At 34.9% G+C, this 24536-nt stretch carries 24 protein-coding genes and 1 riboswitch; of the genes, 14 read left to right on the forward strand and 10 right to left on the reverse strand.

Translation table 11 applies throughout. The features are described 5' to 3' along the window. Positions 1-131: 131 nt before the first annotated feature. Entirely contained in the window at positions 132-1076 is a 945-nt protein-coding gene (locus tag HMPREF2846_RS12275) for a phosphate ABC transporter substrate-binding protein PstS family protein (protein ID WP_002480903.1), read from the reverse strand. A gap of 419 nt (positions 1077-1495) precedes the next feature. After that, positions 1496-2407 (reverse strand): RNA-binding virulence regulatory protein CvfB, encoded by a 912-nt coding sequence (cvfB, locus tag HMPREF2846_RS12280; protein ID WP_070626746.1) that lies wholly within the window; start codon positions 2405-2407, stop codon positions 1496-1498. A gap of 185 nt (positions 2408-2592) precedes the next feature. Between cvfB and HMPREF2846_RS12285 the strand changes: the two genes are divergently transcribed. From HMPREF2846_RS12285 to lysA, 9 genes are all read left to right on the forward strand, one after another. After that, complete coding sequence (locus HMPREF2846_RS12285; protein WP_070626747.1) at positions 2593-4194, forward strand: ABC-F family ATP-binding cassette domain-containing protein; 1602 nt, start codon at positions 2593-2595, stop codon at positions 4192-4194. Between the two features lie 252 nt (positions 4195-4446). Further along, positions 4447-4623: riboswitch (Lysine riboswitch) on the forward strand. A gap of 87 nt (positions 4624-4710) precedes the next feature. After that, a complete protein-coding gene (locus HMPREF2846_RS12290; RefSeq protein ID WP_002480906.1) occupies positions 4711-5913 on the forward strand; it encodes an aspartate kinase in 1203 nt (400 codons plus the stop codon). A gap of 79 nt (positions 5914-5992) precedes the next feature. After that, positions 5993-6982, forward strand: coding sequence for an aspartate-semialdehyde dehydrogenase (locus HMPREF2846_RS12295; RefSeq protein WP_023015223.1), 990 nt, complete (start codon positions 5993-5995; stop codon positions 6980-6982). Between the two features lies 1 nt (position 6983). Beyond that, complete coding sequence (dapA, locus tag HMPREF2846_RS12300) at positions 6984-7868, forward strand: 4-hydroxy-tetrahydrodipicolinate synthase (RefSeq protein ID WP_023015222.1); 885 nt, start codon at positions 6984-6986, stop codon at positions 7866-7868. Continuing rightward, a complete protein-coding gene (dapB, locus tag HMPREF2846_RS12305) occupies positions 7868-8593 on the forward strand; it encodes a 4-hydroxy-tetrahydrodipicolinate reductase (protein ID WP_002480909.1) in 726 nt (241 codons plus the stop codon). The genes dapA and dapB overlap by 1 nt, the downstream gene beginning before the upstream one ends. A 24-nt stretch (positions 8594-8617) precedes the next feature. After that, complete coding sequence (dapD, locus tag HMPREF2846_RS12310) at positions 8618-9337, forward strand: 2,3,4,5-tetrahydropyridine-2,6-dicarboxylate N-acetyltransferase (RefSeq protein WP_002480910.1); 720 nt, start codon at positions 8618-8620, stop codon at positions 9335-9337. Positions 9338-9456: 119 nt separating this feature from the next. After that, positions 9457-10620, forward strand: a complete 1164-nt coding sequence (locus tag HMPREF2846_RS12315) for a M20 metallopeptidase family protein (protein ID WP_070626748.1) — start codon at positions 9457-9459, stop codon at positions 10618-10620. Beyond that, positions 10617-11693, forward strand: a complete 1077-nt coding sequence (locus HMPREF2846_RS12320; RefSeq protein WP_057510519.1) for an alanine racemase — start codon at positions 10617-10619, stop codon at positions 11691-11693. Before HMPREF2846_RS12315 ends, HMPREF2846_RS12320 begins: the two co-directional genes overlap by 4 nt. 1 nt (position 11694) lies before the next feature. Then, a complete protein-coding gene (gene lysA, locus HMPREF2846_RS12325; RefSeq protein ID WP_070626749.1) occupies positions 11695-12963 on the forward strand; it encodes a diaminopimelate decarboxylase in 1269 nt (422 codons plus the stop codon). Between the two features lie 233 nt (positions 12964-13196). Here lysA and cspA read toward each other — a convergent pair whose 3' ends face one another. Next, positions 13197-13397, reverse strand: coding sequence for a cold shock protein CspA (gene cspA, locus HMPREF2846_RS12330; RefSeq protein WP_001831260.1), 201 nt, complete (start codon positions 13395-13397; stop codon positions 13197-13199). A 351-nt stretch (positions 13398-13748) separates the two neighbouring features. Continuing rightward, positions 13749-14057 (reverse strand): regulatory protein MsaA, encoded by a 309-nt coding sequence (msaA, locus tag HMPREF2846_RS12335; RefSeq protein WP_023015218.1) that lies wholly within the window; start codon positions 14055-14057, stop codon positions 13749-13751. A gap of 158 nt (positions 14058-14215) precedes the next feature. On the opposite strand from msaA, the gene HMPREF2846_RS12340 reads away from it, so the two are divergent. From HMPREF2846_RS12340 to HMPREF2846_RS12355, 4 genes are all read left to right on the forward strand, one after another. Next, positions 14216-14485: an acylphosphatase gene (locus tag HMPREF2846_RS12340; RefSeq protein WP_002480918.1), complete on the forward strand. Its 270-nt coding sequence runs from the start codon at positions 14216-14218 to the stop codon at positions 14483-14485. 15 nt (positions 14486-14500) lie between these two features. Continuing rightward, a complete protein-coding gene (locus HMPREF2846_RS12345; RefSeq protein ID WP_002480919.1) occupies positions 14501-15139 on the forward strand; it encodes a 5-bromo-4-chloroindolyl phosphate hydrolysis family protein in 639 nt (212 codons plus the stop codon). After that, positions 15139-16266: a toxic anion resistance protein gene (locus HMPREF2846_RS12350; RefSeq protein ID WP_070626750.1), complete on the forward strand. Its 1128-nt coding sequence runs from the start codon at positions 15139-15141 to the stop codon at positions 16264-16266. Before HMPREF2846_RS12345 ends, HMPREF2846_RS12350 begins: the two co-directional genes overlap by 1 nt. A gap of 125 nt (positions 16267-16391) precedes the next feature. Beyond that, the gene (locus HMPREF2846_RS12355; protein ID WP_002480921.1) at positions 16392-17312 is read left to right on the forward strand and encodes a diacylglycerol/lipid kinase family protein; all 921 of its coding nucleotides are present in this window, start codon (positions 16392-16394) and stop codon (positions 17310-17312) included. Between the two features lie 57 nt (positions 17313-17369). Here the strand turns inward: HMPREF2846_RS12355 and brnQ are convergent, their stop codons facing one another. From brnQ to HMPREF2846_RS12380, 5 genes are all read right to left on the reverse strand, one after another. Further along, on the reverse strand, positions 17370-18713 hold the full coding sequence (gene brnQ, locus HMPREF2846_RS12360; protein ID WP_070626751.1) for a branched-chain amino acid-like transporter carrier protein BrnQ3: 1344 nt from the start codon (positions 18711-18713) through the stop codon (positions 17370-17372). Between the two features lie 225 nt (positions 18714-18938). Further along, entirely contained in the window at positions 18939-20831 is a 1893-nt protein-coding gene (locus tag HMPREF2846_RS12365; protein WP_057510515.1) for a vWA domain-containing protein, read from the reverse strand. A 12-nt stretch (positions 20832-20843) separates the two neighbouring features. Then, the gene (locus tag HMPREF2846_RS12370; RefSeq protein ID WP_002480924.1) at positions 20844-21635 is read right to left on the reverse strand and encodes an ATP-binding protein; all 792 of its coding nucleotides are present in this window, start codon (positions 21633-21635) and stop codon (positions 20844-20846) included. 91 nt (positions 21636-21726) lie between these two features. Further along, positions 21727-21930: a DUF6501 family protein gene (locus HMPREF2846_RS12375; RefSeq protein WP_002480925.1), complete on the reverse strand. Its 204-nt coding sequence runs from the start codon at positions 21928-21930 to the stop codon at positions 21727-21729. A gap of 25 nt (positions 21931-21955) precedes the next feature. Further along, positions 21956-22771, reverse strand: coding sequence for a VOC family protein (locus HMPREF2846_RS12380; protein WP_002480926.1), 816 nt, complete (start codon positions 22769-22771; stop codon positions 21956-21958). A gap of 173 nt (positions 22772-22944) precedes the next feature. Here HMPREF2846_RS12380 and HMPREF2846_RS12385 point away from each other — a divergent pair, with 173 nt between their 5' ends. Then, the gene (locus tag HMPREF2846_RS12385) at positions 22945-23124 is read left to right on the forward strand and encodes a hypothetical protein (RefSeq protein WP_002480927.1); all 180 of its coding nucleotides are present in this window, start codon (positions 22945-22947) and stop codon (positions 23122-23124) included. 142 nt (positions 23125-23266) lie between these two features. Here HMPREF2846_RS12385 and sucB read toward each other — a convergent pair whose 3' ends face one another. Then, a complete protein-coding gene (gene sucB / locus HMPREF2846_RS12390) occupies positions 23267-24532 on the reverse strand; it encodes a dihydrolipoyllysine-residue succinyltransferase (RefSeq protein WP_023015213.1) in 1266 nt (421 codons plus the stop codon). Positions 24533-24536: the final 4 nt, after the last annotated feature.

Here is a 24536-nt window from a genome sequence, read left to right on the forward strand (position 1 = left end):
TTTGATTGTGTGAATAAGTCTTAAAACAAGCACACCCGAGACACAGCTCGGGTGGACAAGTGCTTATGAGATGCGAAACTTAAGTTGAAAGTTTCACTGCTAATGGAAGTTTAACTTGAGTACTGCTGTGATTATTTAGTTGAATCTTCTAGTTTTTTAAGTTGATCTTTGTAGTCTTTTTCAGGTAATGCTACATAGCCAGCTTTTTCTGCTGATTTACCTTTATCTTCTAAGATAAATTTGATGAATGTGTTAAGACCTTTATTGTCTTTAAGTTTTTTGTCGTTAGTGTATACATATAAGTCACGGCTTAATGCGTAAGAACCATCTTGGATAGATTTCTTAGTTGGTTCGATTGCTTTACCGTCTTTACCTTTGATTTTAACTTCTTTTAATGAATCTTTGTTTTGCTCGTAGAAGTTGTAACCAAAGTAACCTACACCGTTTTTGTTATTTTTAACTGATTGTACGATAACGTTTGTATCTGCGTTTTTCTCAGCTTTGATATCTTCTTTGTTCATAACTTCTTCACTGAAGAAATCGTAAGTACCATGTGATTGGTCTGGTGAGAATGCTTTGATTTCTTTAGCTGGGAATTTAGGGTTAACATCTTTCCAAGTTTTAGCTTGACCAGAGTAGATTTTTTTCAACTCATCAACTGTTAACTCTTTAACGAAATCGTTGTCTTTGTTGACTGCGATTGTTACACCGTCTTTAGCGATCTTCCATTCAGAGTATTTGATGCCTTTTTCTTCTAATTTCTTTTTCTCTTCATCTTTGATTGGACGTGAAGCGTTTGAGAAATCAGTTTCGTTATTGATGAATTTTTCAAAACCGCCACCTGTACCAGAAGTGCCTGATGAAACCGTAACGTTCGGATATTTTTGAGCAAATTTCTCATTTAAAATTTCAATAATTGGTCCTACAGTTGAAGAACCGTCACCTTTAACTTCGCCTTTGACTTCTTTATCCTTGCTATCTCCGCTGTCGCTGCTACCGCCGCCGCTGTTTCCACATGCGCCTAATAATAATGAAGCACCAATTACTGTAGTTCCTAAAACTTGCCATTTTTTCATGATAAGAAATCCTCCTAAAATAAACATTTGAGCGTTATGATTTTTTTGTTTGCTCAAGCTGTATGTAATTACTTTCAACACCTATATTACAGACGGATTGTTAATTACAAATAGAGGAATTGTAAATATACAGTGAATGAGAAATCAGATTAAATTTACAATCTTTACAAAGTTTACAAATGCATAATAAACCGCGTCACATCAACGTTTTAATATTTCGTTAATATGCCCTTCATAATTGCTCAATGGAAATTAGATTGAAAATTTCTGTAAAAAATTTGAAAAAAGGAGAAATAAATTGCGTGGCTTTGATTTTGAATGTAAAAATCGCTCTTTTAGGTGCTTATTTTACAGTGAGATTACAAAAAATAGAAAAAACTAGGATGCAGTGCACCCTAGTTTCAATGTTTTTCATATTATTAAGATTGGTTTTCTGATTCAGCAATCGCTTCCCCTTTTTTGGTTAAGCTGATTTTGCCTGTTTCAATGTTAATGATTTTCTTCTTATATAAATGACCGATTGCACGTTTGAATGACCCTTTACTCATATTGAACACTTCTTTGATTGCTTCTGGACTTGATTTATCCCAAAACGGCAGTTCTCCATCATATTCTACAAGTAAATCAAAAATCACTTGGCCATCATCATTAAGACGTTCATGAGCCAATGGTAAGAATGAACCATTCAACTCGCCTTTTTCATTATGACCAATAATTCTCACATTGACTGCTTCCCCTAGTCTAGGTTCTGATTTTCTTTCGCTTTCATGTACAAAGATTTTATAACCATCTTTAGATAGTAAGAAACTTCCAATCTTTAATACACGATAGGCACGTGCTTCGATAATATTGTTTTGAAGTGAATCATCATGTACAGGTGTGTACATTTGACTGACGATCGTTTCTGAAGCGAGACGCGCAAACATTTGTCTCTCACTATCGATTCTTAATGTCGCAAGCACTTCATCGCCGTTTTGCGGCCATAATGATTTAACTTTTGGTAAATCTTCCCATGGGATTAAAACTTCACGAGGAAGTCCTGCATCTACTTTCGCACCATCGCGATCTGTTTTTTGTACTTTAACATAGTCATATTTGGTTGTTGTGATGTCTGGCATGTTTTGAGTCGCAAATAATTCGCCAGAACGGTTTGGGTAAATAAAGAAACTATATTCTTCACCTATTTCCAGGTCATCCTCTTCATTTACTTCTGATTGATTGAGTTTCACTTCTTCGCCATTTGGGCCTGCTAATTGGTATGTTGAACCATTCAAACCGACTACTTTGAGAAATTCAATTGTACCGATAATATCGTTATCTTTTAAAGCCATAATAACTCCTTCCACTTTCTGTATTAGGCATATTATAACACGGTTAACATTTTTATAGACAGAACTTCTATTGATTCTTTCTATAATATAGATGAATTATGTTTGTTTAACCGCCATATATCGAAAGAAACGTATTTGTGTGGTATAATTCATGCGTTAGAAATATCAATTAATGGAGGAAATTCATGTTACAAGTTACTGATGTAAGTTTGCGATTTGGCGATCGTAAATTGTTTGAAGATGTAAATATCAAATTTTCAGAAGGTAATTGCTATGGTTTGATTGGCGCAAACGGTGCAGGTAAATCTACTTTCTTAAAAATACTTTCTGGTGAATTAGATTCACAAACAGGTCATGTTTCAATGGGTAAAAACGAAAGACTTGCGATTTTAAAACAGGATCACTTTGCTTATGAAGACGAGCGCGTATTAGATGTTGTGATTCAAGGTCACGAGCGTTTATATGAAGTGATGAAAGAAAAAGACGAAATCTATATGAAACCAGACTTCAGTGATGAAGATGGTATTCGTGCTGCAGAATTAGAAGGCGAATTCGCAGAAATGAATGGTTGGAATGCTGAAGCAGATGCAGCAACATTATTATCAGGTCTAGGCATCCCTGCTGATTTACATGATAAAAAGATGTCTGAATTAGAAAACAACCAAAAAGTAAAAGTATTATTAGCTCAAAGTTTATTCGGTGAACCTGATGTTCTTTTACTTGATGAGCCTACCAACGGTTTAGATATCCCTGCAATCAGCTGGTTAGAAGATTTCTTAATCAACTTTGAAAATACAGTTATTGTAGTTTCCCATGACCGTCACTTCTTAAATAACGTATGTACACATATTGCTGATTTAGACTTCGGTAAAATCAAAGTGTATGTCGGAAACTATGACTTCTGGTATCAATCAAGTCAACTTGCTCAAAAAATGGCGCAAGAACAAAACAAGAAAAAAGAAGAAAAAATTAAAGAATTACAAGACTTCATTGCACGTTTCTCTGCGAACGCTTCTAAATCTAAACAAGCAACAAGCCGTAAGAAACAATTAGAAAAAATCGAGTTAGATGATATTCAACCATCATCTCGTCGTTATCCTTTCGTGAAGTTTTCACCAGAACGTGAAATCGGTAATGACTTATTATTTGTAGAAAACGTATCAAAAACAATTGACGGTGAAAAAGTCTTAGATAACATTTCATTTACAATGTTCCCTAACGATAAAGCTGTACTTGTTGGAGATAGCGAAATTGCGAAAACAACATTACTTAAAATTTTAGCTGGAGAAATGGAACCAGATGAAGGTACAGTTAAATGGGGTGTGACAACTTCACGTACGTACTTCCCTAAAGATAACTCAGAATTCTTCGATGGTGTGAATATGACATTAGTCGACTGGTTAAGACAATATGCACCTGAAGATGAACAAACTGAGACATTCTTACGTGGTTTCCTAGGTCGTATGTTATTCAGCGGTGAAGAAGTGAAGAAGAAAGCAAGTGTCCTTTCAGGTGGAGAGAAAGTACGTTGCATGTTAAGTAAAATGATGCTTTCAAGTGCGAATGTTCTCTTAATGGATGAACCAACAAACCACTTAGACTTAGAAAGTATTACTGCAGTCAACGATGGATTGAAATCATTCAAAGGTTCAATCATCTTCACATCACATGACTTTGAGTTTATTAACACAATCGCAAACCGTGTGATCGACTTAAACCCACAAGGTGCCCTTTCTAAAGAAATCAGTTACGAAGAGTACCTAAAAGAAACTGGTGTATTAAGCTAGAAATTATGCAGAGGTTAGGTGAAAAATCCTAACCTCTTTTTCTATGTTTAATCCCTACAGTTCAGTCTATATAGAGTATATAGCTAAAAAATTGATAATAGACGATGAAAAAAACAAAGTATAAATTACACTTAATTAGTAAATACTTTCGGAATTTAGGCTTTTTTCAGTAAATTTCCAAAAATCATATATTTCTGGTTTACATCTCAATGGAAACTATGTATAATGTGATACATACTAATTAATTGAATAGTTTTTTGATGAGGCGCATCAATCATAAGTACTTGCCACGCCTACTGTCTGTTGCAGTTGGTAAGGAAAGGGTGAGATGCCGAAATAATCATAAATGCAGAGTTATGATTGTTGGACTTTCAGGTTAAGAGCTAAGGGTCTGTCATTATTATCAAATAATGGAGTGCATCACTTGTATATAAATTTACGAGCAAGTTCGCATTCCGGACTTGCTCTTTTTATATATGTGATTCTCCCCTACTATCGAGGAGGATATGTAAAGCAATGAAGAGAAGTGTTTTAAAATTCGGCGGTTCGTCTGTCAGCGATTTTACGAAAATTAGGAATATTGCTGAAATGCTGAAAAATAGAATTGAAAATGACGAACAACTTATTGTCGTGGTCAGTGCAATGGGAAAAACAACTGACCAATTAATGGAAAATGTAGCTGCGCTGACCAGCGAACCAAAACAACAAGAGCTTGCCCTCTTATTAACAACTGGTGAACAGCAAACTGTTTCCTACTTGTCTATGGTGCTAAACGATATAGGCGTTCAAGCAAGAGCCATGACAGGATATCAAGCCGGAATTAAAACAGTTGGACATCATCTCAAAAGCAGGATTGCAGAAATCAACCCTGATACTTTTGATAAAGCATTTGAAACGCATGATGTACTTGTTGTAGCCGGGTTCCAAGGTATCAATGATGAACTTGAATTGACTACGCTTGGCCGAGGTGGTTCGGATACGACAGCAGTTGCATTAGCAGCAGCCAATCAAACACCATGTGAAATTTATACAGACGTTGACGGTGTCTATGCGACTGACCCTCGTATTTATAAAGATGCCAAACGTTTAAGTGTAGTTTCTTACGAAGAAATGATGGAAATGAGCGCACTGGGTGCTGGGGTTTTAGAAACACGCAGTGTCGAACTCGCAAATAACTATAACATTCCATTGTATCTAGGAAGAACGTTATCAAATGTGGAAGGAACGTGGATTATGTCACAAACAGAAATACTAGAGAAAAAAGCAGTAACGGGCGTAGCTTTAGATAGCAAAATGATGCATGTCACTATCAGCTATCCCCTATCTGATAATAAGCTCTTAACAGATTTATTTACTTTACTTGAAGAAGGACAAGTCAATGTTGATATGATTTCTCAAATCGTCAACCTTGAAGGGTTACAGCTCTCATTTACAATTAAAGATACTGATTTGACACAAATCAAAGGTATTTTTAACAAATTGTCAGAAAGTTATCAAGCTTTAGATTATAATTTAAATGATGCCTACGCAAAGATTTCCTTGATTGGATCAGGTATGAGAGATATGTCAGGTGTCGCATCGAAAGCTTTCATCAGTTTAATTAATGCAGGTATTCCGTTCTATCAAACAACGACATCTGAAATCAGTATCTCTTATGTTATCGATGCTGATAACGGAGAACGTGCAGTCAAACAACTTTATGAAACATTTGATATTTAAAAGTTGGAAAGCAGCAAGAATCAGAAACTCAAGAAAGAATTAACGACTTTCTTAAATAATAATATGGAGTGAATTGAATATGACAAAATTAGCAATCGCAGGTGCAACAGGTTTAGTAGGAAGCAAAATGTTAGAGACAATCGATCGTAAAAATATTCCATTTGATGAGCTTGTATTATTTTCTTCAGCAAGATCAGCAGGAAAAGAAATCGAGTTTCAAGGTAAAACATATACAGTTCAAGAACTAACAGAAGACGCTGCAAGCGAACATTTTGATTATGTATTGATGAGTGCTGGGGGCGCTACAAGTGAACACTTCTCACCTATTTTTGAAGAAGCGGGAGCCATTGTTATCGACAACTCAAGTCAATGGAGAATGCATGATGATATCGATTTAGTCGTACCAGAAGTCAATGAACCTAAATTTACAAGAGGTATCATCGCAAACCCTAACTGTTCAACAATCCAATCAGTGGTACCTTTAAAACCATTACAAGATAAATATGGTTTAAAACGTGTTGCTTATACAACATATCAAGCAGTATCAGGTTCAGGTTACGCTGGCCGTGAAGATTTATTAAATGGAGAAAAAGGAGAAGAACCAAAAACTTATCCTCATCCTATTTATAACAACGTGTTACCTCACATTGATGTCTTCTTAGAAAATGGTTATACAAAAGAAGAACAAAAAATGATTGATGAGACACGTAAAATCTTAAACTTACCAGACTTAAAAGTAACAGCAACTTGTGTGCGTGTACCTGTACAAGACAGCCACAGTGTTGAAATGGACGTTACTTTAGATAAACCAGCGACAGTAAAAGAAATTCAAGAACTATTTGAAAACGATGATCGTGTTGTCTTAGTAGACAATCCAGAAAATAATGAATATCCATTGGCTGTTTATTCTACTGGTAAAGATGAAGTCTTTGTCGGTCGTATCCGTAAAGACGATTCATTAGATAATACATTCCATATTTGGGTAACATCAGATAACTTACTTAAAGGCGCAGCATTGAATACAGTCCAAATTTTAGAACAAGTTTTATCAATGAAAGGAGTTTCTTAATATGAGTCGTTTATTTGAAGGAGTTGGGGTAGCTCTTACGACCCCATTCACAAATAATGAAGTCGATTATCAAGCATTAGAGAAACATGTTAATTATTTATTAGACAATAATATCCAAGCGATTATTGTAAATGGTACAACTGCAGAGAACCCTACTTTAACTGAAGATGAAAAAGAAAAAGTATTAGAAGCAGTTATTAAACAAGTGAATGGCAGAGCAACTGTTATTGCTGGTACAGGTACAAACTCAACTAAAAAATCTTTAGATGCTTCATTACGTGCTAAAGAATTAGGTGCAGATGCAATTATGCTGATTACACCTTACTACAATAAAACAAGCCAACGTGGTTTAATCGCCCACTTCACTACAGTGGCAGATGCAGTAGAACTACCTGTTGTTTTATATGATGTACCATCAAGAACAAATATGAGAATTGATGTAGAAACAATGGTTGAGTTAGCGAAAAATCCTTATATTGTAGCATTGAAAGATGCGACTAATGATTTTGAACATCACCGTGCGTTAAAAGAACGCTTAGACTTATCTGAGTTCTCATTATATAGCGGTAACGATGACAATGTTGTACGTTATTACGCTGAAGGCGGCCATGGTGTAATTTCAGTTGTCGCAAACGCGATTCCTGGTGATTTCCAAGCACTTTATGAAAAAGCAAAACGTGGCGAATCAATTGATAAAGATTTCGAACCAATTAACCGTTTGTTAAATGCGTTATCAGTAGATGTTAACCCTATCCCAATCAAAGCACTTACTGCTGTTGAAGGATTCGGTAACTACGAAGTACGTTTACCGTTAGTGACTTTAGAAGAATCAGACCGTAAACAACTTGAAGAAGCATATGCCAAATATAAAGCAGGTGAACTTTAATGAAAATTTTGTTAATCGGATATGGTGCAATGAACAAACGTGTGGCACGTTTGGCTGAAGAGCAAGGACATGAAATTGTAGGTGTTATCGTTCCAGATCCTGAAAATGACTATCCCTACCCTACTTATTCACAAATCAGTGAAGCAAAAGATGCTGAAGTAGCGATTGATTTCTCTAATCCGGAATTATTATTACCGTTATTAGACCAAGATTTCAAATTACCAGTTGTTGTAGCTACAACGGGTGAAAAAGAAAAAATTCAAGAAAAACTACAAGCATTAAGTAAAGACATGCCAGTCTTCTTTAGTGCAAATATGAGTTATGGTATCCATGTCATGACAAAATTATTAGAAGTTGCCGTACCACTTTTACAAGGTTACGATATCGAATTAATCGAAGCACATCATAATAAAAAAGTAGATGCACCAAGTGGTACATTGATTAAATTGTTAGATGTTATCAAAGATATTAAAGAAGTAAATCCTGTCTATGATCGCTCACAAACAACTGAACGTAGAAAACCTGAAGATATCGGAATTAGTGCTGTTCGTGGCGGTACAATTGTTGGTGAACATGAAGTATTGTTTGCTGGTGTCGATGAAACGATTGAATTAACACATCGTGCACAATCAAAAGATATCTTTGCGAACGGTGCAATTACAGCCGCTGAGCGATTGGTTTCTAAACCAAATGGGTATTATACATTTGATAATTTAAATAATTAATTAAACAAAGGAGAGGTTTTTACCATGGCAAAAGATTTAACAGCTGAGGAGATTATTCAATATATTAGTGATGCGAAAAAATCAACACCACTAAAAGTTTATATTAACGGAGCGTTCAAAAACGTAGAATTCCCTGAATCATTTAAAGTATTCGGCGGAGAAGATTCTAAAGTGATTTTCTGTGAAGCAGATGACTGGGATAAATTCTATGACGAATATCAAAACTACATTGAAGATGTAGAAATTGAAATGGATCGTCGCAACTCTGCGATTCCACTAAAAGATTTACGTCATACAAACGCGCGTATTGAACCAGGTTCATTCATTCGTGAACAAGCGATTATCGAAGATGGTGCAGTTGTGATGATGGGCGCAACAATCAACATCGGTGCGGTAGTTGGCGAAGGTACAATGATCGACATGGGTGCGACATTGGGTGGTCGTGCAACAACAGGTAAAAATGTACATGTCGGTGCAGGTGCTGTATTAGCAGGTGTTATCGAACCACCAAGTGCATCCCCTGTTGTAATTGAAGATGATGTATTAATCGGTGCCAATGCAGTTATCTTAGAAGGCGTTCGTGTCGGTAAAGGCGCAATTGTTGCTGCAGGTGCAATTGTGACACAAGACGTTCCAGCCGGTACTGTAGTTGCAGGTACACCAGCGAAAGTAATCAAACAAACTTCTGAAGTTGAAGATTCTAAACGTGAAATCGTATCTGCTTTACGTAAATTAAATGACTAATCAAAAACCAGACGTTAACAACTATTAAATAAATCAAAAAAGGCGTATCGTGTGCGTTTTGCAGAGCCTCACATACGCCTTTTATACATATTATTAAGTAAGACAAAAGGAAGGATATTATGACACAAACTGAATTAGAATTTGTAACACAACATCGTCGCCATTTACATCAAAACCCAGAACTAAGTTTGGAAGAATACGAAACAACGAATCATATCATCGCTTTTTTAGAATCTATCGGCGTACCTTATGAACGTCCTTTAGAAACAGGTGTCGTTGCACACTTAAAAGGTAACGGTAATCATACAATTGCGTTTAGAGCCGATATTGATGCTTTACCGATTGATGAAGAAAATGACATCGACTTTAAAAGTTCAAAAGCAAATGTGATGCATGCGTGTGGACATGATGGCCATACAACTGCCCTACTCTTATTTGTCAGACGATGCAAAGCTTTATTTGACAAAGGCGAATTACCGCAAAATGTAGTGTTTATTTTTCAACCTGCTGAAGAAACAGGCGCAGGTGCTAACCGTTTGATCAAAGCTGGTGCATTTGATCATCATCCAATCGAAGCGGTTTTTGGTATCCATGTTATGCCGTTTAATGATGAAGGCACTGTAACAATTATGAATGAAGAAATTACTGCGAGTGCCACAGAATATCGCTTCTTCTTAAAAGGACAATCTAGCCACGTTGCGAATAAAGAACAAGGACGCTCATGTGGTGAAGGTTTAATCCATGTATTAAACCAAGTGAGTCAAATTCAACAATATCATTTGAATGGTTTACAAAGAAATATAGTTCATATTGGTCGTTTTAATGCTGGTGAAGCGATTAACACAGTTCCTAGTCAAGGTTACTTAGAAGGTACAATTCGTACGTATGACACAAATGATCTACAAGCAGTAAAAGATCAAATGTCTAAAATTGCGCAAAGTATACAATTATTATTTGGTGTTAATTGCGAAGTGAAGTTTGAAGAAGGTTACCCACCTACTTTTAATGACCCTACTTTACATGATGGTGTCGTTAAAGCTTTAAAAGATACGGACTTTAATGTAGTAGAATTAGAAAAACCTTATTTATTCGGTGAAGATTTCAGTTTCTATAGCCAAATTGCGCCAAGTTACTTTGCTTTTGTCGGTATTCGTAATGAAGCAAATGACTGGGTACATGGTTTGCATACACCGAAACTTAACTTCGACGAAGCACAATTAATCCGTATTGCGGATTATTATGAAAATCTATTATTCCAATATGGCAAGGAGGTTTCTTCATGACAGCGATTTGGTCGGTAAACCGTCAACAATTTATAGATAATGCGAAAAAAGTACGTCATAACCAAAATTTAATGGCCGTTGTGAAGAACAATGCTTATAACTATGGGTTAGAATTTTCTGTAGAAGCCTTTTTAGAAGCTGGCATTGATACATTCAGCACAACTTCACTTGCTGAAGCTATTCGTGTCAGAAAAATTGCGCCAAATGCGACGATTTTTTTAATGAACGCTGTTTATGATTTTGATGCGGTAAGAGATAATCATATTCACATGACCCTGCCCTCTTTAACTTATTACTATCAATATAAAGAAGAGTTACAAGGTATCCATGTTCACTTAGAATTTGAGAACTTACTTCATCGTTCTGGGCTTAAAACCATACAAGAAATTAAAGAAGTACTTGAAGATCATGCGAATAACCAAAATGAAGATCAGATGATTATCAGTGGTTTATGGACACATTTTGGTTACGCAGATGAATTTGATGTTCCTGAATATGGTATTGAAAAACAAGCGTGGGTTGACGTTGTCGATGCATTACTTTCTGAGGGGTATCATTTTGATTTAATTCATGCACAAAACAGTGCTTCATTTTATCGAGAAGAACAACAACTTTTACCGCATCACACGCATGCACGTGTCGGTATTGCTTTATATGGCTCAAGACCTTACAGCAGCTTATCAGAAGACGTTATCAGTCAATCACTTACTGTTAAAGGTAATGTGATTCAAGTCAGAGATGTAAATAAAGGTGACTATTGCGGCTATAGCTTTGCGTATGAAGTCGAACAAGATCATACAAAACTTGCGGTTGTTGATATGGGTTACGGTGACGGTATTTTAAGAACCAGAGCAAAACACGAAGCCCTTATTAATGGTAAACGTTACCCTATCAAAGCTTTGATGATGAGTCATATGTTCGTTGCGGTTGATGAAACCGTTACTGCACAAGATGAAGTGATACTATATAATGAAGATATGCGTATTGATGAATATACGTTTAAAGGTGTCGGCGCGAACTCTGAACAATTAAGTGCGCTAAACCATGATTCTTTGATAAAGGAGATTCGATAAAATGGTTGTAGAATATAAAAATGGTAAATTAACAATGGGTGGCACAAGTTTAGAAATGATTGCTCAAAGCTTCTGTACCCCACTGATTGTTTATGATGAGGACCAAATCCGTAATCAAATGCGCAGATATAAAGAAGCATTTGAAGCTAGCGGCCTTGATTATAATATTTCATATGCTTCAAAAGCATTTACTTGCCTACAAATGGTTAAGCTTGTACAAGAAGAAGGATTAAGCTTAGATGTTGTATCTGAAGGTGAACTTTATACTGCTTTAGAAGCCGGTTACGACCCAGCAAACATCCACTTCCATGGTAATAACAAAACAAAACACGAAATTCGTTATGCATTAGAAAGTAAAATCGGTTATTTCGTGATTGATTCTTTAGATGAAATCGAATTAATTAATAGATATGCATCAGAAACAGCTGATGTTGTACTACGTGTAAATCCTGGTGTAGAAGCACATACCCATGAATTTATTCAAACGGGCCAAGAAGATAGTAAATTTGGTTTATCTATTCGCTATGGTTTAGCAGATCAAGCGATTGAAAAAATTCAAAATAGCGATAAATTAAACTTAAAAGGTATCCATTTCCATATTGGTTCTCAAATTGAAGGCACAGAAGCAATGATTGAAACAGCTAAAATTGTGATTAAATGGTTAAAAGATTTGAATTTAGAAGTGGATTTACTAAATATTGGTGGTGGCTTCGGAATCCGTTATGTTGAAGGTGATGTCAGCTTCCCTATCGAGTCAGGTATCAAAGAAATTACAGATGCTTTAAAAGATATTGCGAAAGAAGCAGATTATCCACTACCAACAATTGGTATTGAACCAGGACGTTCTATTGTGGGAGAAGCTGGTGTAACGCTTTATGAAGTCGGTACAATTAAAGAAATTCCTGGTATTAACAAATATGTATCTATTGACGGTGGTATGAGTGATCACATCCGTACAGCATTATATGGTGCGAAGTATGATGCCTTATTAGTTAATCGTGATGAAGAAGCGGACGATACAGTCACTATCTCTGGTAAATTATGTGAGTCTGGCGATATTATTGCGCGAGATGTGAAATTACCTTCATCTGTTCATCGTGGCGATTACCTTGCGATATTATCAACAGGTGCATATCACTACTCTATGTCATCTAACTATAACCAAATGCAGAAACCTGCAGTGTTATTTGTGAAAGATGGTAAAGCAAGAGAAGTTATCAAACGTCAATCACTACGTCAATTAATTATTAATGATACAAAAGTAAAATAAATCATAAATGTAAAAAACGAACTGAGATGAGATCAGTTCGTTTTTTTGTATTATACGAGATTTACTAAATTAACAGAAGAAAATCACTCTTTTCTAAGAAACAACAATGTATCATTATCTTAATTTTCCCTTCCGTTTTATATTGGAGATAAAGCCAAAAAAGGAAAAAGACAAAGAAAAAAACACTTTACAAAGTGTAAAGTGTTTAATAATCAATAAAAGCCATCTATTAATTATAGTTTAACAACGTTTGCAGCTTGAGGACCGCGGTCGCCTTCAACTACTTCAAATTCTACTGATTGACCTTCTTCTAATGATTTGTAACCTTCTTGGTTAATTGCTGAGAAGTGTACGAATACATCGTTTTCTCCTTCAACTTCGATAAAACCGAATCCTTTTTCAGCGTTGAACCATTTAACTGTACCTTGTTTCATAATTTGTGAAACCTCCAAGACTAAAATTCAATATGCTTATTCGCATATTACAAAAAATACTTACGATAATTAGAGTATTGTAAAACCACAAAAGTAAATCTTGATATCTATATCATTCTAATCACTTTTCAACAGTCTTATGTATATGCTGCAGGTGGGTTAATAACTGTTCATGACTCAATATAAATCTTACGATACCACCCTTAGTTGCAGATTACGCAAAAGCAATGTTATCGGTATGTTCTATATGTGTTTGAGCTAAATATTCTTTGCAATATGGAATAAAACTATTGCTTAAAACCCATTATAGTGCATTCCCCATATCATTGCAATACAAATAGTAAAAAATAATTAGTCAATAATTGGGAGGTCGTAATATACTTCGTTATTATATAATACGATAAAGCTATAAAATATTTGCATATCTTCATCGCAATCTTCACAAAACCCCATATCACAATTATTGTAGAATGCATAAATGTTGTACTTACCTTTTATGAAATTATCAAACTTCATTTTAGACAAACAAATCAGTTCTCTGTATTTTTTAAGCATATCCTCATATTGTTCAAATTGAAATTGTTCATAGATATTATCGCGCCAATCATCGAACAACCACCATCCCTCATAGTCAGCTCTGATTATATTGACTGTCCACACTTTAAAATCCCCTTTTTAGAAAATCATTTCTCTTTATATTCTTAACTATTGAAGAGATAATTTCAAGAAATGTGTTTGTATTTATAGATATTGGGTTGTGTAGTAAATATTAGTTTTTTGCCCTGAAAATTCGTATAATAAAACAAAGAGGTGATCTTATGCAACGTAGAAAAATTCAAGTATTTGGACAAGTACAAGGTGTCGGATTCCGTTATTTTACTGAACGCCTTGCACAAAAATATCATATTACAGGAACAGTACAAAATGTTGAGCAATATGTAGAAATATATGCCCAAGGTGAAGAACAAGAACTCGAACAATTCACACAAGCGATAATCGAGGGTGCTTCCCCTGCTTCCAATGTCACAGACTACAACATTGAACATCTAGATACAGATTCATCTTTAGAAAGATTTAGAACTATTTAAAAAGGAAGATGTAAATTGAGATATTATATTTCTCGAATTTATGGAACACTTGTAGGTGTTCCAGCTGCTATTGTCGCTTGGCTCACAAGTATTTATGCATTCGATATATTATTTGTATATGATTTAGGAATCGGTATTGCAGCATTCTTTGCTTTTTACCTTCCTACTCAATTTTTCACATCCAAAAAATATTTAAATGAAATAGGATTAACACGAAGAGACTTTAGATTTGTGCGTCACCATTTAAATAATGCGCAAACAAAAGTTAGAAAACTACTAAAATCCTTTATCAACGTGCGATCAATAAAAGATTTCAAGCAAGTTAACGAAATTCATAGGTTAGCACGAACGATATATTTTACGGTGAGACAGCAACCACAAAAGTTCTTTATTGTTGATAGCTTTTTCTATTCGCACTTAGATAATGCGTTGAACCTGATTGAAAGCTATACAAGATTGGCAAAAATGCCAGCAAAATCTAAAGAAGAAAAACAAAAGTTAGAACAAACACGTATTACCTTAGATGAAGTTAAAAGAACTTTAGTTGCAGATTTAAAGCGATTAAATGAAGAAGACTATACACGTCTTGATGTTGAAATGGAAATGAATAAAATAGAGCAACAACGTCACTTACAAAGAAAGGAGCATGATTAATGGCTAACGAAAATGAAATGCCGACACATCCAGAGTTACAGAGCCAGATTTCAAATGACCAGACACTCATGGAGGCTAATAAAGATTTCACGCCAGAACAACAAAAGAAAATTCAAGAGTTGGCAAATCAGATTGAACCGATGAATTATGACTCACTGATGAAATTCGGTTCCAATGCACAATCTAGTATGTCGACTTTTGCACATAAAATGCTGACTGAAGTAAAGTCTAAAGATACAGGCCCTATCGGAGATACATTAAATCAATTAATGGTAAAACTTAAAGAAGTACAACCCGATGACTTTAAACAAGAAAAAGATTCTTTCATAAAGAAAATTTTTAAACGCGCTAAAGCTTCTGCGAATGAAATTTTCTCAAGAATGCAATCAGTTGGCTCTCAAGTAGACCGTATTTCTGTTGAATTAAAAAATCATAAAGATGGATTGAACAGAGATATTCAATTATTAAACGGTCTATATAATCAAAATAAAGACTACTTTGAAGAACTTAATCTTTATATTGCAGCGGCACAAGAAAAGAAACAAGCAATCTTAGAACAAGAATTACCTGAGAAAAGACAAAAGGCATATGAATCAGGCAATCAAATGGATATTCAAGAAGTAGCTGATTTAGAACAATTTGCTGATCGTTTAGATAAACGTATCTACGATTTACAGTTATCTAGACAAATATCACTACAAACTGCACCACAAATTCGTATGATTCAAAATGTGAACCAAACACTTGCCGAAAAAATTCAAAGCTCCATTTTGACAAGTATTCCATTGTGGAAAAACCAAATGGCTATTGCGTTAACATTGATGCGTCAACGACAAGCAATGTCAGCCCAACGTGCAGTTACTGATACTACCAATGACCTGTTAACTGCGAACTCAGAGTTGTTAAAACAAAATGCAGTGGATACAGCTGTTGAAAATGAACGTGGAATTGTTGATATTGAAACATTAAAATCAACACACGAGAATATTATTGAAACAGTTGAACAAACATTGCAAATTCAAGCTGAAGGTCGTGAAAAACGTCAACAAGCTGAACAAGAATTGCAACATTTAGAAGCGGATATGAAAGAACGCTTATTAACAATGAAAGAAAATAAAGTACAATAACAAACAAAAACGATTATCTCCCCTACCGTTTTGGTGAAAGATAATCGTTTTTTCTTTTGTATGATTGAACAATATTAATTTTTGGGTAAGTATAACGAGATAAGTTCAAAGGAGTCTGGTAACTAATGACACAACACTTCAATAAAGGTGTTTTGTTTTATCATCAAGCTGCAGGTCAAGGCAATCTGTATAAATCTATTGGACAAGTAACAGAAAGCTTAGTTCAAATGTGTGATGATTTAACAATTAAATTAAGTAAAGAAGAAGGAGATATTAAAAAGTTTTGTGATACTGTAGCTCAAAATGATGACCATTCATATGATATCTTCTTTATCTTAGGCGGCGATGGTACAGTTAATGAGTTAGTAAACGGCGTCGTAAAAAATGAGTTGAATATTCCTATCGGCATTATTCCAGGCGGAACGTTTAATGATTTTGCTAAAACATTAAATTTGGCTGCTAGACCTGTACAAGCAGCACAACAATTGCTTGAAGCTAAAGTGAAATCTTTTGATGTATTAGATATTAATGGTCATATTGCGTTAAACTTTGCCGGAATCGGTATGATGGTAGAAAATGCAGAAAATGTAGATTCAAACAGTAAGAAAGTTTTTGGTAAGTTAAGTTATATCTTTACTACTTTAAAAGTAATTGCTGATCCTGAAACCTATAAATATGAAGTTAAAGCAAATGGTGAAAGTTATTCAGGAGAAACATCCATGATTCTCATCGCAAATGGTAATTTTGTCGGTGGAAGCAGAATTCCTTTAGAAGACTTATCCCCTTGCGATGGTAAAATGAATATCTTCCTATTCAAAAATCATAATATGAGTTTAATTAAGGATTTCTTCCACGTGAAAGACAGTATGAATTGGAATGATATCACTGAGAATATCACATTAGTATCCACTGATGAAGCAACTTTAGAAACGACTCCAAATACTAAAATGGACATTGATGGAGAAATATTATTTGATACGCCTGCTGAAATTAAATTGTTAAAAGACAAAGTAAAACTATTGTATGTAGATATAGAAAACGAATAAGAATAGAAAACGGGAGTGTACGTATGGTTTGTACACTCCCGTTCTAGATTTATAGAATTATTCTTTTTCGTAAACGATTGGTTTTTGATTTTTTGCGCCTAAGCTGATTAAGTACCCGATAATTACAGCTACAATCGCAATTGGGAACCATTCTAGGCTGTTGCTAGCAAGTGGTAATTTGCTCCAAGCTCCAAAATGAATCCATTCTTTAGCAACCGCTACACTAATTAATGATGTAATTGTAATCACAATAATTGTAAATTGTTGGACGATTGGTTTCATTGGAACAAATCGTGCCATCAAAATTAATAATACAGTTGTAATTCCGATTGGATATAAAATCATCAATACTGGAATTGAAAGTTGAATAACTTGGTTTAAACCTAAGTTAGCAAGTACTAAACTGATACCAGTAAAGCCTAATACATAAGCTTTGTAAGAGATTTTAGGGAAAATACTATTGAAGTATTGACTTACTGATACTACAAGTCCACATGCTGTTGTTAAACAAGCAAGTGCAACGATGATACCTAATAAGTATTTACCAAATTCACCATAACCAGTTCCGGCAATTGTAGTCAGTAAGTATGTACCGACGTTTTGGTCATGTGCTGCTAAATCTTTTAATTTCTCTGGAGATACAACCATATGGTTACCGATATAACCTAGAGAAATATAAATGAACATTAAACCAGCTGCTGCAATTACGCCTGCCATTGCTGTTTGTTTGAAGATTGTATCAGCATGTGTCACTCCTGTTGCTTTAACTGCATTTACTACAATCATAGAGAAAGCAATTGCGGCAATTGCATCCATTGTAAGGTAACCTTGTGTAAAACCTTGAGAGAAACCAGTTAATGTTGATGTATATGCTTCTGTACCATGGCTAGATGGATTACCACCGAAGTCCATAAATCCTTTGATAATCATAGCAATGATTGTAATCAATAATGCTGGCGTTAATAATGAACCGATACGGTCTATCATTTTACCGGGACTCAAACAAAGATATAATACTACTGCGAAATAAATAACTGAGAAAATAAATAACGCAATTGGGCTGCTTGTATTAATGATCGGTGTAACAGTCATTTCAAATGATGTTGACGCTGTACGCGGAATTGCGAACAACGGTCCGATTGTTAAATAAATAGCCACTAGGAATACTACTGAGAAAATAGGTGATATTTTATTAAATGATCCGATATAACCTTGTTTATCTAAAGCACCTACTACCACACCTAATAACGGAAGCCCGATTCCCGTTAATACAAATGCGAGAATAGCTGGCCAGAAATAATGACCGCTATCTAGTCCTAAGTTTGGTGGGAAGATAAGGTTTCCGGCGCCAAAGAAGATGGCAAACAAGGTAAACCCGATAATCCATGTGTTTTTATTCATTTTGATGTGCTCCTTCTGTTACTATAAATCTTAAATATTGCTTTATTTTAGCATAATGCACTAGGAATTGCCATATAAACTTTCAGAAAATTTAAAAAGTATCACGCGAAATTTGTTACATAATCAGTGAAATATGTCATTTTACTAATTTTAAAACAAAATAATACGCATACAATCAACAAGATAATGTCTTATTGTGTTTTGTATGCGTATTGTATAAGGTCTTTAGACAGACTTCAATAATAGTTTTTTCAATAAAGGTGAAAGTTGACTCGGTAAGTTCTCAACACCTTCTACAAATAAAGCGTATTGTCCATATATATTATGGATGGTACGTTCAATATCTTCAGTAATTTCTTCTTGACTTAAGAATACGTTAAATATCTCAACACCATATTTTCTAGCTTCTTCAACAGCTTCGTACGTGTCAATAATACCATCTTGATCGTAATTATATGCTGAAGGTTCACCATCAGAAAAGATGATTAAAAATTGTTGGTGATGCGGTCTGCTTAATAAGCGTTCACTTGCAATTCTGATTGCGACACCATCCCTATTATCATCTTGTGGCGTTAATTCCATTATTCTAGCGCTGTCTTTTGAACCGATAGAATAATTATAATTGATAATTTCATCAATAATATTAGGTTGCGATTTGTCATCAGCATCAAATGCATCCTCATTAAATGCTAAAACTTCATGTTTTACATTCAGTTTTTTCAAGGTTTCATGGAATAATACGACACCTTTGATTGTTTCTTCCATTTTATCAATCATACTTGCTGATGCATCAACAAGTAATGTGAATGTCGCATCGAAGGAACGACTTAAATCTTGTTTTTTATAGAACATTTTATATTGGTCATCAATAAACCAATTGATTAAGTCTCTTTGTAAACGTCCTTTAGTCAGATTATGACGTTCATCAACTTGTTCACGTTCTATCGTTTTTTCAATGATTTGTGTTAAATCCTTGATTTCGTATTGTACTTCTCGTTCTACTTCGTGATATGCTGCACGATCCTCAGCTGTTATTTCCGGCACATTCCATTTAATTTCCACATTTTCATTGATACCTTTTAAGGCAAAAGGTTGTGATGAAGCACCTGTTTGGCCACCCGACTCATTATCTATGGTCTCATTTGATCCTTTACCCTTTTTAGTCATCATATCTGTCATATCATCAGAAGCATCACCTTCACGTGCGTTGTCATTATCACTGACAGCTTCACTGTTCTCGCCTTCATGGAGTTCCATTTCTAGGTAAGAACCACCTTGCGATTTAGAGTCTTGTGCTTTGGTGTCAGCTTCAGCTGTCTCGATGTCATCATCTTCATCTGTGTCATCTTTACCGTCAACATTTGCTGCATCCACACGTTTAAGGTCATCGAAAGTTTCAGCTTGGATTTCTTTATAAACTTTACGTGGAATGTAATAATACTCATTTAGCATGTCTTCATCTAATAAGTCATCAAGCTGATACATAATACGTTCAGCTAAGAACTTATTGTCTTCTGATGTGTAGTTCATAAAGAAATTCGGCAGATACATATACATACTTTGTAAGATTGGATCTAAATCAGGTCTAATACTAGGCACTTCATAAAAGTCTTCAGTTAATAGTGATTTCTCTAAATATAAGAAGATTAAATCAGTATAAGTTGTTTTTGTGCGATAAACACTGATTTGTGACTCAGTATAGTTAAGACGAATTTGTTTGCGCAAAGCGATTGCATCTTTCATACTTGGGCGAATTTTAACAATCGCATTTAGCACACGCATATCTTCTAATAGCTTGAAGACTTGTTTAAAGAAGCTTGGATGTTTAAATTCTTGATTATCTAGTACTTCATTCACAATAAATTCATCCATTAATCGATAACCATAGGTCGCAAGTAAAACATCTGTCTTTAGTCCAGTAATTTCAATATGACTTGGACGGTGTGTCCAGAAGACACTAGCGATTAATTCATTTTCGATCGGATCATAATAAGGGAATTTTTGAATTTTGACATGCGTTTGATTATTTTCCAAAAGTAAACGTGCAAGGTCTTGCAACATCATCACTTTTTTAGCGTCTAAGATTTCATCATTAAACTTGATAAATCGATTGGTCATAAAAATCCCTCACTAAAAGTTCAATTCTATTGCATTAATAATCGCTTGTTGTTCACGTTCATCTTCTAACTTGTCAATAATCGCACGTTGGATTGCACGTTCAATCGGCATGACTGTTGCTAAATCACTCATATCAATCAATGCACGAATACTTGCAGCTTCTTCAGAAATTTGCCCTTGTTTTGTCATAGTACGTAAGTCTTCATTAAATGCGACAATTTTTGAAATAAGTGCATCATCGTCTAAGCGACTTTGTTCTTTAATAACTGTTTTTAATGTTTCGCCATCAATATAGTCTACATGAATAACAACGAAACGGTTTTTTAATGCTTCGTTCATTGGTAATGTACCTACATAACCTTCGTTAATTGCTGCAATGACATTAAAACCAGGTTTTGCTTTAATAATTTCACCAGTAAACGGATTTGTAAGACTGCGACGATAGTCTAGCACACCGTTTAAGATAGGAAGTGTTTCAGGTTTCGCCATATTGATTTCATCAATGTATAGAATGTGTCCTTCTTTCATCGCTTGGATAACAGGTCCATCAATAAAGACAATTTCTTGATTGCCATCTGGACTTGTTTGGATAGTTTTGAAACCTAGTAAACTTTCAGCATCTAAATCAACAGAACAATTGACTTGATGCATTGGAATATTAATATCTTCACTTAATGATTCTGCGAGTTTCGTTTTACCTGACCCTGTCGGTCCTTTTAATAAAATGTTTTTATTTAAGCGCATCATTGCATATGCGTCACCAAATACTGTTTTATCGGCATTAATATACTGATGTTGTGCCATTTAAAATTTCTCCTTTTCATACATCAAAAAATAGACCGAGGCACATCATTGTGCCCAAGTCCCTAATCGAATATTTAATTCAAATTGCTTATTAAACTTCTTTAAAATACTCTTTATAATAACCGCCAACTTTACCTGAGTTATCAATGATTTGATAATATTCTTCAGTTTCGTTAACGACATCGTATTGTTTTCCAATAGTCAACATATCAGATACTGTAAATTTTTTAGCGTCTGTATGCAGTACTTCTACCTTTTTAATTGGTTGTTTATCTTTCCATTCTTCGTGTAACATATGTTCACAATCCTTTCTGTGCAGGTTATGCTTTTTCTAAAGTTAAGATGAATGACAATCCACTATTTTCTGTAATACGAACTGATTCTGAATCTTGTTGTTCAAGTGTTTGATATGGAATGCCTATTGTTTCTAGCTGTTGGACCGCATTGCGGTATTCTTGTTTAGATTGCGTACTAAATTCGATTTGTTCGACCGAACCATATTCTGGTAAATTAATTGGTTCTGTAGCTTGGAAGATGTGTAATTCTCCACCTAAGCCGCCTTCTCCAATTCGAAATACTTGTACTTTAAAGTCATCATCTGTAGTCGGTGTGTATTCAGCAAAATGATCAAGGCCGAATACTTTAGATAAAATCGATGAAGTCAGCAACATTTCGTTAACTTGAACAATCACTGGTCCAAGTCCTTGGATTTGGTGAAGCGGATTCACCGTACCTTCATCGGTAGGCATACCTAATGGTACACCACTATTATTTTCATTAGAATAGATATCAAAGAATTGTCCGTTACCGTCTTTAAATTCAAAATGTTTATTATTATTCATTTCAGTAACGTCACCATATTTGATTTCATTTTGGTCTAAAATTGATTGATACTCTTCTAATCCTAAATCTGATGGTGTTCTTAAACCGACACTTAAGACATGATTATTTTCTGTCGAATAGTTTGGTACTTCAATAAAGTGTATTCTTGTACCCGGACTTAAAAATGCATCACCAAAACGTACTGCATTTTTTGAACCTTGTCTTTCATAATTCAATCCTAAAATATCATGAAATAAATAAATTGATTGTTCTAGATTTCGAGTACCTATTGTGACACTTCGTAAACCTGCCATTTTACCCACACCTTCTTTTGTGATTTCTCATTCATTATAACTTAAATGAAGTGGTTTTTGTATGATGAAGTGTTCAATGAATGAATTCAGTCAAAATAAGGTATAGTAATAGTATATAGGATTAGAAAAGGCGTGTTTGATCTGAAAATTTGGATCAAAGGAGATGATTAATAATGCTTACTTTCTGGATATTATTCGCTTTAACGATACTTGTAGCAGCATACTCCGGTATTAACTACTTCACAGGTCGAATTAAAGAAAATGCGAAGTTTAAAAAGCAACATTTCGGAGTTTTATGTATCGTATTTGTCATCCTTGCGATTATAGAACTTGTCGTTTTCAATATGTTATAGAATTAAAAGCAGCGATGATTGATTTTAATGAGTTAAATCAATCACGCTGCTTATTTTTGTTTCGAAATTCAAAAATAAACATAAAAAAACGACGGCAAAACTGCCGTCGTATCAAGGTTTGTAATATGATTTACTTTATAGATTAAGATTCTAATAATAAATCTTCAGGGCTTTCGATAAGCTCTTTGATTGTTTTCAAGAATCCTACTGCCTCTTTACCATCAATAATTCTGTGGTCGTAGCTTAAAGCAAGGTACATCATAGGACGGTTCTCAATTGTATCTTTATCAATCGCGATTGGACGCGTGATGATTGAGTGCATACCTAAAATAGCTGCTTGGCTTCCGTTAATGATTGGTGTAGACATCATTGAACCGAAGATACCACCGTTTGTGATAGTGAATGAACCGTTCATTAAATCACCAAGTGATAATTTGTTGTCGCGTGCTTTAACTGCTAAGTCTGCGATTGAACTTTCGATTTCTGCGAAGTTTTTCTTATCACAGTCACGTACGAATGGCACGATTAAACCATTATCTGTAGATACCGCAATACCGATATCATAGAATTGTTTAGTAATCATGTCTTGTCCATCAATTTCAGCATTCACTGCAGGGTATTTTTTCAATGCTGCAACGGCTGCTTTTGTGAAGAATGACATGAAACCTAATTTTGTTCCATCATGATCTTTGATAAATTGTTCTTTTTTACGTTTACGTAAGTTCATCACATTTGTCATGTCAACTTCGTTGAATGTAGTCAGCATTGCTGTGTTATTAGATACTTCTAATAATTTTTTAGCTGCTGTTTGTTTACGACGAGACATTTTTTCGCGAATCACTGGTTTGTTTGGTGTGCTGCTTTGTGGTTTAGCTGGTGCTTCTGATTTCGCTGGCTCAGCTTGTTTTTGGTTACCTTGTTGTTGACGATCAATGTCATCTTTACGTACAACATCGTTACCTTTAGAAGCAACTTCTGCTAAGTCGATACCTTTTTCACGCGCATATTTACGTGCAGATGGTGTTGCATTGACGCGTTGGTCACTAGAAGCACTTTCTTTTTCTTCTGATTTGTCAGCTTCTGCTGGTTCAGATTTTGATTCTGATTTGTCTTCAGATTTTGGTGCTTCTTCTTTTTTGTCATCAGATGAAGCTGAAGATGATGAACTGCCGCTGCCTTCCCCTACAGTTGCGATTGCTTGTCCTACTTCAACAGTATCACCAGGTTCTGCTAAGTGTTCTTGTAAAACACCTGCTTCTTCAGATACAACTTCAACGTTGACTTTATCTGTTTCTAATTCGACAACAGCTTCACCTTTGTCTACTGAATCACCTGGATTCTTCAACCATTCAGCTATTGTACCTTCTGTAATAGATTCTGCTAACTCTGGAACTACGATCTCAGACATACTA

Source organism: Staphylococcus sp. HMSC056G08 (assembly GCF_001812305.1).
GTDB classification, from domain to species: domain Bacteria; phylum Bacillota; class Bacilli; order Staphylococcales; family Staphylococcaceae; genus Staphylococcus; species Staphylococcus simulans.

Excerpts from the sequence above, each read along its gene's own strand:
- HMPREF2846_RS12275 (WP_002480903.1), bottom strand. The coding sequence starts at position 1,076 with ATGAAAAAATGGCAAGTTTTAGGAACTACAGTAATTGGTGCTTCATTA.
- cvfB (WP_070626746.1), bottom strand. The coding sequence starts at position 2,407 with ATGGCTTTAAAAGATAACGATATTATCGGTACAATTGAATTTCTCAAA.
- HMPREF2846_RS12285 (WP_070626747.1), top strand. The coding sequence starts at position 2,593 with ATGTTACAAGTTACTGATGTAAGTTTGCGATTTGGCGATCGTAAATTG.
- HMPREF2846_RS12290 (WP_002480906.1), top strand. The coding sequence starts at position 4,711 with ATGAAGAGAAGTGTTTTAAAATTCGGCGGTTCGTCTGTCAGCGATTTT.
- HMPREF2846_RS12295 (WP_023015223.1), top strand. The coding sequence starts at position 5,993 with ATGACAAAATTAGCAATCGCAGGTGCAACAGGTTTAGTAGGAAGCAAA.
- dapA (WP_023015222.1), top strand. The coding sequence starts at position 6,984 with ATGAGTCGTTTATTTGAAGGAGTTGGGGTAGCTCTTACGACCCCATTC.
- dapB (WP_002480909.1), top strand. The coding sequence starts at position 7,868 with ATGAAAATTTTGTTAATCGGATATGGTGCAATGAACAAACGTGTGGCA.
- dapD (WP_002480910.1), top strand. The coding sequence starts at position 8,618 with ATGGCAAAAGATTTAACAGCTGAGGAGATTATTCAATATATTAGTGAT.
- HMPREF2846_RS12315 (WP_070626748.1), top strand. The coding sequence starts at position 9,457 with ATGACACAAACTGAATTAGAATTTGTAACACAACATCGTCGCCATTTA.
- HMPREF2846_RS12320 (WP_057510519.1), top strand. The coding sequence starts at position 10,617 with ATGACAGCGATTTGGTCGGTAAACCGTCAACAATTTATAGATAATGCG.
- lysA (WP_070626749.1), top strand. The coding sequence starts at position 11,695 with ATGGTTGTAGAATATAAAAATGGTAAATTAACAATGGGTGGCACAAGT.
- cspA (WP_001831260.1), bottom strand. The coding sequence starts at position 13,397 with ATGAAACAAGGTACAGTTAAATGGTTCAACGCTGAAAAAGGATTCGGT.
- HMPREF2846_RS12340 (WP_002480918.1), top strand. The coding sequence starts at position 14,216 with ATGCAACGTAGAAAAATTCAAGTATTTGGACAAGTACAAGGTGTCGGA.
- HMPREF2846_RS12350 (WP_070626750.1), top strand. The coding sequence starts at position 15,139 with ATGGCTAACGAAAATGAAATGCCGACACATCCAGAGTTACAGAGCCAG.
- HMPREF2846_RS12355 (WP_002480921.1), top strand. The coding sequence starts at position 16,392 with ATGACACAACACTTCAATAAAGGTGTTTTGTTTTATCATCAAGCTGCA.
- brnQ (WP_070626751.1), bottom strand. The coding sequence starts at position 18,713 with ATGAATAAAAACACATGGATTATCGGGTTTACCTTGTTTGCCATCTTC.
- HMPREF2846_RS12365 (WP_057510515.1), bottom strand. The coding sequence starts at position 20,831 with ATGACCAATCGATTTATCAAGTTTAATGATGAAATCTTAGACGCTAAA.
- HMPREF2846_RS12370 (WP_002480924.1), bottom strand. The coding sequence starts at position 21,635 with ATGGCACAACATCAGTATATTAATGCCGATAAAACAGTATTTGGTGAC.
- HMPREF2846_RS12375 (WP_002480925.1), bottom strand. The coding sequence starts at position 21,930 with ATGTTACACGAAGAATGGAAAGATAAACAACCAATTAAAAAGGTAGAA.
- HMPREF2846_RS12380 (WP_002480926.1), bottom strand. The coding sequence starts at position 22,771 with ATGGCAGGTTTACGAAGTGTCACAATAGGTACTCGAAATCTAGAACAA.
- HMPREF2846_RS12385 (WP_002480927.1), top strand. The coding sequence starts at position 22,945 with ATGCTTACTTTCTGGATATTATTCGCTTTAACGATACTTGTAGCAGCA.
- sucB (WP_023015213.1), bottom strand. The coding sequence starts at position 24,532 with ATGTCTGAGATCGTAGTTCCAGAGTTAGCAGAATCTATTACAGAAGGT.